Annotated in this window: 7 protein-coding genes; all 7 read left to right on the forward strand. The window is 48.9% G+C overall.

All coding sequences use genetic code 11. The features are described 5' to 3' along the window. The first annotated feature begins 210 nt into the window (after nucleotides 1-210). The 7 genes from ACH10T_RS00440 (at nucleotide 211) to ACH10T_RS00470 (ending at nucleotide 7,721) form a co-directional block, all read left to right on the forward strand. The gene (locus tag ACH10T_RS00440) at nucleotides 211-930 is read left to right on the forward strand and encodes a class I SAM-dependent methyltransferase (RefSeq protein WP_394807377.1); all 720 of its coding nucleotides are present in this window, start codon (nucleotides 211-213) and stop codon (nucleotides 928-930) included. Between the two features lie 24 nt (nucleotides 931-954). Then, entirely contained in the window at nucleotides 955-1,881 is a 927-nt protein-coding gene (locus tag ACH10T_RS00445; protein ID WP_394807378.1) for a bile acid:sodium symporter family protein, read from the forward strand. A gap of 73 nt (nucleotides 1,882-1,954) precedes the next feature. Continuing rightward, nucleotides 1,955-2,860: a 2-hydroxy-3-oxopropionate reductase gene (locus ACH10T_RS00450; RefSeq protein ID WP_394807379.1), complete on the forward strand. Its 906-nt coding sequence runs from the start codon at nucleotides 1,955-1,957 to the stop codon at nucleotides 2,858-2,860. 4 nt (nucleotides 2,861-2,864) lie between these two features. Continuing rightward, nucleotides 2,865-4,319 (forward strand): FAD-linked oxidase C-terminal domain-containing protein, encoded by a 1,455-nt coding sequence (locus ACH10T_RS00455; RefSeq protein WP_394807380.1) that lies wholly within the window; start codon nucleotides 2,865-2,867, stop codon nucleotides 4,317-4,319. Nucleotides 4,320-4,324: 5 nt separating this feature from the next. Further along, nucleotides 4,325-5,398, forward strand: a complete 1,074-nt coding sequence (gene glcE / locus ACH10T_RS00460) for a glycolate oxidase subunit GlcE (RefSeq protein ID WP_394807381.1) — start codon at nucleotides 4,325-4,327, stop codon at nucleotides 5,396-5,398. Beyond that, complete coding sequence (gene glcF, locus ACH10T_RS00465; RefSeq protein WP_394807382.1) at nucleotides 5,399-6,652, forward strand: glycolate oxidase subunit GlcF; 1,254 nt, start codon at nucleotides 5,399-5,401, stop codon at nucleotides 6,650-6,652. A 304-nt stretch (nucleotides 6,653-6,956) separates the two neighbouring features. Further along, the gene (locus ACH10T_RS00470) at nucleotides 6,957-7,721 is read left to right on the forward strand and encodes a hypothetical protein (protein ID WP_394807383.1); all 765 of its coding nucleotides are present in this window, start codon (nucleotides 6,957-6,959) and stop codon (nucleotides 7,719-7,721) included. Nucleotides 7,722-7,852: the final 131 nt, after the last annotated feature.

Consider the following 7,852-nt stretch of genomic DNA (forward strand, 5'->3'; position numbering starts at 1 on the left):
TCTCACTGAGTCTGTCCGCTGCACGGCAGAGGCTTGTCGATGTCCCTCCACCCCAGCTCCTTCCAGTCTCTCAAGAAGGAGCCAGAAACACCATACAAGATTGTCGAACCATGAATGTAATCAACTTAATCAGAGATTCCTTAATGGCACCCACCATCGTTTAAATTTCATGTACAGTGCTGCCTGCTGAGTTTTCTTATTTAATTACTGATGACATCTGCTGAATCTGAATCCACCACCATCTTTACGCGTTCCTGGTCGTTGTACGATCTGATCACGCAACACAATTACATGTTTCATCAGGAAATCTATGCGGGGGTAGGGCGTCTGCTGAGCTTGCGCGAGGATACCGAACGTTACCGTTTGCTGGATTTGGGTTGCGGCAATGCGCGTTATCTGGCGCCTTGTCTGCGGCAATCTCCTCCGTCGATGTATGAAGGCGTGGATTTGTCCGAAGCGGCATTGACCGAGGCACGTAGCTATTTGGCTGGCTTGCCTGGCTCGGCGGCTACGCTGACGCAGGGTGATCTGCTGCAAGCTGTTGAAGCGACCGGCAAAACCTGGGATGTGATTTTCACCGGATTCGCTGTGCATCATTTAACGTCCGCTGACAAAGCGCGTTTTTTCCAGGCCGTTGGGCGCTGCCTGGCAGAGGAAGGATGGTTGATCCTGGTGGATGTGGTGCGTGAGGAAAACCAGAGTCGCGAGGATTACCTGGACGGTTATCTGAAATGCATGCGCGACAACTGGATCAAGGTGCCGCCAGATCAATTGGAAGAAGCTTGCACGCACGTGCATACTCACGATTATCCGGAGTATTTTTCAACATTAGAGGCAATGGCCGCAGCGGCCGGTCTGCAAGCCAGTCGTATCGTCAATCAGTACGGGCAGCACCATACCTTGTTATTTGCGCGTTCTTCCCTGCCATAAATCTAAACGGATCCGACGACCATTATGTTGCAAAAACTGACTCTGTTGTTTCCGCTGTGGATGATACTGGCCGGCGCTTTGGCTTTGTCATCGCCGGAGTGGTTGCTGCCGTTGAATCAGGGGCCGGTCGTGGTGTTGATTCTGGCTTTTGTCATGTTGTGCATGGGATTGACCCTAACCTTCGATGATTTCCGCCGGATCGCCCGCATGCCGAGAGTGGTGGCGATTGGGCTTGCCGCGCAATATTCCATCATGCCTGTGCTGGCCTGGGGAATTGCGACCGGTTTGGATTTGCCGGTACATTTTGCGGTTGGATTGATTCTGGTGGGTTGCTGTCCAGGTGGTACGGCTTCGAACTTGGTGTCTTATATCGCGAAAGCCGATGTGGCGTTGTCAGTGGTGATGACCGTTTGTTCCACATTGGCGGCGGTGATTCTGACGCCGTTACTGACGCAATTATTTGCGGGCACACTGGTTCCGGTGGATGCCTGGATGTTGTTCAAGCAAACCCTGCAAGTCGTGATTTTACCTGTTGTGCTGGGCGTTTTGCTCAATCGCTGGGTGCCGCAACTGGTGCAGCGCGTGATGCCTGTCGCGCCGCTGCTGTCGGTGCTGGGTGTGTGCGTGATTTGCGCGGTGGTGTTTGCAGCCAATGCTGAGACCATTCTCACGCATGGTGGCGAACTGATTCTTGCGGTTGCGTTGTTGCATGGCGGCGGTTTTCTGATTGGCTATCAGTTTGCACGAATTTTTGGTTGTCATACGCAGAGCGCCCGGACTATTTCGATTGAAGTCGGCATGCAGAATTCCGGACTGGCGATCGTGCTGGCCAAACAGGCATTTCCGATGCTACCCCTGGCACCGGTTGTGGGGGCGATTTCAGTGCTGATGCATTCTTTGGTCGGCAGCTCACTGGCGGCGCTGTGGCGGGCCCGATCATCCCAGCGGTAGTTTTTTCTTTCGTTATTCCGGCTCTCGACATATCATTCGGCTATCCACTTTCTAACTAAGTAAGTAAGCAGCTATGGCAAATATCGGTTTTATCGGTCTGGGCATTATGGGCAAACCCATGGCCGGGCATTTGATCAAGGGCGGGCACAGTTTATTCTTGCATTCGCGCAGTGGCGTGCCTACCGATTTGGTTGCGCTGGGCGGTAGGGCTTTTTCTTCGCCCAAGGTGGTGGCGCAGCATGCGGATATTATTATTACTATGTTGCCGGATACGCCGGATGTGGAAAAAGTGCTATTCGGGGAGAATGGCGTTATTGAGGGCTTAGAACCCCATTCTGATCAGGTCAAGATGATTGTGGATATGAGTTCGATCTCGCCACTGGAAACACGTAAGTTTGCGACACGGCTGAATGTGCTGGGGCAAGAGTACGCCGATGCGCCGGTTTCAGGTGGTGATGTGGGGGCGCAAAATGCTACATTGACTATCATGGTGGGTGCAAGCGCAGCGGTATTTGCAAGGATTAAACCGATTCTCGAATTGATGGGCAAGACGGTTACGCATGTGGGTGAGAATGGTGCCGGTCAGATTTGCAAGGTCGCCAATCAAATTATTGTGTCATCAACCATAGAAGCCGTGGCTGAGGCATTGCTGTTTGCGTCCAAGGCTGGCGCTGATCCGGAAAAGGTAAGGCAAGCTTTGCTGGGTGGTTTTGCAGCTTCGCGTGTGCTGGAAGTGCATGGCGAACGCATGATCAAGCGGAATTTTGAACCGGGTTTTCGCATCGAGTTGCATCAAAAAGATTTGGACATTGCCTTGGCGAGCGCTTCTGTATTGGGGGTGAGCCTGCCCAATACCGCGACCGTGCGTGAATTGTTTTCGGCCTGTCTCGCACATGGCGGCGCGAAATGGGATAATTCGGCCATTGTAAAAATGCTGGAAAAATTAGCCAATCACGAAATTCAAAAGCATCCGGAATAATTGTATGTCTCCTCAAGAACTCGTCAATAATTTGCGGTCTTTTTTGCCTCTCGAGGCGGTGTTGTATGAAACCGAAGATTTAAGGCCGTATGAGTGCGATGGTCTGTCGGCTTACCGGCAATTACCGATGGTGGTTGTTTTGCCGCGAATGGAAGAACAAATCGTCAAAATTCTCAAGCTTTGCTATGCAACCCAAACACCTGTTGTGGCGCGGGGTGCGGGTACCGGATTGTCGGGAGGCGCATTGCCGCATGCCCAAGGTGTTTTATTGTCACTCGCCAAGTTGAACCAAATCATCGCCATCGATCCACTTGCACGCATGGCGCGCGTTCAACCGGGTGTCAGGAATCTGGCGATCAGCGAAGCGGTGGCGGCGTATGGTTTGTATTATGCACCGGACCCTTCGTCACAAATTGCTTGTTCGATTGGCGGCAATGTGGCGGAAAACTCGGGCGGTGTGCATTGTCTAAAATATGGCCTCACCGTGCATAACATTCTCAAATTGCGCGTTCTGACTATCGAGGGCGAGTGTCTGGAAATTGGCGGTGAAAGCCTGGATAGCGCCGGGTATGATTTGCTGGCGTTGATGACGGGCAGTGAAGGTATGCTGGGCATAGTCACGGAAGTTACAGTGAAGCTGATTCCGGTACCCGAAAAGGCGCAACTGGTGATGGCGGCGTTTGATGATGTGCACAAAGCAGGCAATGCGGTGGCGAATGTGATTGGTGCGGGCATTATTCCTGCCGGTATGGAAATGATGGATAAAATTACCATCCATGCGGTGGAAGAATTTTTGCATGCGGGTTATGACTTGGATGCGGCGGCTATTTTGTTGTGTGAATCGGATGGAAGCGCTGAGGAAGTGGCCGATGAGATCAAGCGTATCTATGCCATCATGCAGCAAAGTGGCGCGACTAAAATCAGCACTTCACAGAATGAAACTGAACGGCTCAGATTTTGGGCTGGGCGTAAAGCGGCATTTCCGGCAGCGGGCAGAGTTTCTCCGGATTATTACTGTATGGATGGCACCATTCCGCGCAAGCATCTGGCGGATGTGTTGGACGGCATTGAAAAACTTTCCCAGGAATATGGATTGCGCTGCATGAATGTGTTTCATGCCGGAGATGGCAACTTGCATCCGTTGATTTTGTATGATGCCAACCAGCCTGGTGAACTGGAGAGAACGGAAGAGTTTGGTGGAAAAATACTGGAAATGTGTATTCATGCCGGTGGCACGATCACCGGAGAACATGGTGTGGGGATGGAGAAAATCAATCAGATGTGCACTCAATTTAAAACGGGCGAGCTGGAAATGTTTCATGCGGTGAAAGCGGCATTTGATCCTTCAGGATTATTGAATCCCGGTAAAGCCGTGCCCACACTTCATCGCTGTGCCGAGTTGGGTGCGATGCATGTGCATCGCGGTGAAGACAAATTTGCTGAATTGCCCCGTTTTTAAAGCCTATGCAAGCCATTATTGACCAATACAAAGCAACCATTCGTGCAGCGGCTGAGAAGAAAATCCCGCTGCAGATACGCGGCGGCGGCACTAAAGATTTTTATGGTAATCCAATAATGGTGCAAAGTACCACGCTGCTGGATGCGACGGCTTATAGCGGCATTATCGAGTATGAACCAACCGAGCTGGTCATTACGGCGCGTTCAGGCACGCGCTTGGCTGATTTGGAAGCTGTGCTGGATCAAAAAGGGCAAATGCTGGCGTTTGAACCGCCTCATTTTGGTGCAGCGGCAACATTGGGTGGCTGTATTGCTGCCGGTTTATCAGGCCCGCGCCGTGCTGCTGCCGGTTCGGTGCGTGATTTTGTGCTGGGTGTGCGATTACTCAATGGCAAAGGGGACGATCTAAGTTTCGGCGGACAGGTGATGAAGAATGTTGCGGGTTATGATGTGTCGCGACTGATGGTGGGTGCTATGGGTACACTGGGGATGTTGCTTGAAATCTCGCTCAAAGTTTTGCCTAAACCTATGACCGGAATTACTCTGCATATGCAGATGGATGAAGCTGTAGCCATCGAGAAAATGAACCAATGGGCCGGTAAGCCGCTGCCGATTTCTGCGACATGTTATAGAAATGGTGGACTGTTTCTCAGGTTATCCGGTGCTGAATCAGCAGTACGTGCGGCCCATGCGAAGCTGGGCGGCGAAGAATTAATTGAAGGTGATGGTTTTTGGAAATCGGTGCGCGAACAAACGCATGAATTTTTCCAATCCGCTGACTCTCTGTGGCGTTTATCGATTAATCCGACAACACCCCCGCTGGCTTTATCTGCAGAACAGCTAATAGAATGGAATGGTGGTTTACGCTGGTTACTGGGCGATGAAAAATTGGATGCACAAACCATACGCAAAACAGCAAAGGACGTGGGTGGTCATGCGACCTTGTTTCGCAGCAATGAGCCGGGTATTTCCGTGTTTCATCCGCTTGATCCCGGTATGATGAAAATTCATTGTGCGCTGAAAGAAAAATTTGATCCGTCGCGGATCTTGAATCCCGATCGACTTTATCCTGAGATGTAAATGCAAACTAAGCTCGCTGATTTTATAAAAAATTCTCCGCAAGGACAAGAAGCGGATGCCATTCTACGCAGTTGTGTGCATTGCGGTTTTTGTTTGGCTACTTGCCCGACTTATCAAATTTTGGGTGATGAACTGGATAGTCCGCGCGGCCGTATTTATTTGATGAAGCAGATGCTGGAGGGGCAGCCGGTTACGCAAAAAACACAACTGCATCTGGATCGTTGTTTGACTTGCCGTGCCTGTGAAACGACTTGTCCATCAGGCGTGCGATATGGAGAATTGGTGGATATCAGCCGAGATCTGCTTGAAAAGCAGGTAAAACGTGACGTCAGGTCTGATGCTGTGCGTTATATGCTACGCAAGATCTTGCCAAACTCATTGATATTCAAAGTATTTATTAAGTCTGGTCAGGCAGTTCGCCCATTTCTACCAGAAAGTTTAAAAAAAACAATCCCGGTCAAGCCTAAACCCGCTAAAAAATGGCCTGACGCAAATCATGTACGCAAAATGCTGGTCCTTGATGGTTGTGTGCAACCGGTATTAGCGCCCAACATCAATGCAGCGACTGCACGTGTACTGGATAATCTCGGTATATCTTTAATCAAGGCAGAGAAGGCGGGGTGTTGCGGTGCTGTAGCTTTTCACCTGAATGCCCAGCAGGAAGGTTTGGATTATATGCGTAGCAATATTGATGCTTGGTGGTCATGGGTTGAACGGGAGAAGGTTGAAGCGATTGTGGTAACAGCCAGCGGGTGTGGTGTAACAGTGAAAGAATATGGACATTTATTACGGCATGACCCAATTTATGCCGAGAAGGCAGCCAAAATATCAGCACTTGCAAAAGATATTAGCGAAATACTCCATACCGAGCTCGAAAATATTGTGCGCTTGATGAATAAACAATATGGCAATACCAATAAGACAAAGCTGGCTTTTCACTCTCCCTGTACTCTGCAACATGGTATGAAAATTCGCGGCGTAGTCGAGAAAATCCTGGTTGCTGCTGGTTTTGACTTGACCATTGTTCCTAATGCCCATCTCTGTTGTGGTTCGGCCGGTACGTATTCCATTTTGCAACCTGAGCTTTCGCAACAACTACTGAAAAACAAAGTAGTTGCTCTAGAGTCTGGTAAACCTGATCAGATTGCTACTGCTAATATTGGTTGTCTGATGCATTTGCAAGGCGGCACCGCAACAACATCTGTCAAACACTGGATTGAATTGGTTGATGAACGATTAGCCTGTTGTGAATAAATCAAGTTTATTAATGTAATGCGATTCAGAAAATTTTGCTTATGATCAATATCGAATTCCAATTATTGCTTGTGCTGAAAAATTGGGAGGCCCTGTCTGCAGGTTGAATACGATCCTCGATTTGTAATCACCTGATAAGCAAGGGAATTTAACGGAGATCCAAAAGTTAAACGATTAAAAATGTTCATTTCGATTAAAATTCTGAATTTTTTGTTATACAATCCCGTGCTAAGTTGTTCGGGCGGAATTTCTGAGCATACATAAATGAATAAAATTAGCTTACAGATAACAAATTGGAGAGAACATGAAGGTAGTTTCTAGAAGTGGTTGGGTAGCAAAATTAAGTGGCGCCATTTTGGCATCTTTTTTAGCGCTACCGGTATATGCACAGTTAATGCTCGCTCATGAGGGTCATCATGACGCAGGGGGGTGTACGATAACCAATGCTGAATTTCCAATAGCGTTCAGTGCTTACGAAGTTCCTGAAAACGATCTGCCGCCAATGCATTCATATTGTTCAAACATACCAACGCCGGGTAGAGTGCAACTAACTGTTGAATTGTCTGACTGGGATTCTCGTGAAATACCCCTGGCTGTACGTTTGGTAAAAGCTGGACATAGTGGTCACGGCGGTGAGCATAGCGATAACCAAGGAAGCACGGCGGTCAGTAAAGAAGTAGCAAGCAATAAAGAAGATCACAGCGGGCATAAGATGGATGAGCATTCCGATCATGCGATGGAGCATGAAGGGCCTGGGGGAACAGACCCCAGCGCTGCTGAGCATGGTATTAATTATATTCCCTATATGAAACATGCTTCTGGAATCATAGTGGTTTCTGCAGTACTTGAAAAAGGGCATTATGAAATTTTGCTAGAAAGAAAGGATGATGCAGGTAATGTTGTTGTTGCTGGCCGTATTCCTTTTGGTGTCGGTGGTGCTGGCGGTCATGGTAGTCATGGCGGTGGTTTTGGTCTGATGGAATTTATCGTGTTACTGCTGGTATCTGTTGGTGGCGGATTTTATTTCTTACACCGCAGGAAAGCGAAGCAGCTAGCAGATAAATCTTAATATATTCTTTGCTGTAGAGAAACTGGTTGAATTATTCTTGACAGGTTAGTTATGAGTCAGTAGTCTGGTCTTGATTGGGTTGTTTGGGGCATGATGGAAAGGAAGGGCTAGTAAGCTGGAAGGCATGATGT

The sequence above is a fragment of the Nitrosomonas sp. genome, assembly GCF_043753625.1.
Lineage (GTDB): Bacteria > Pseudomonadota > Gammaproteobacteria > Burkholderiales > Nitrosomonadaceae > Nitrosomonas.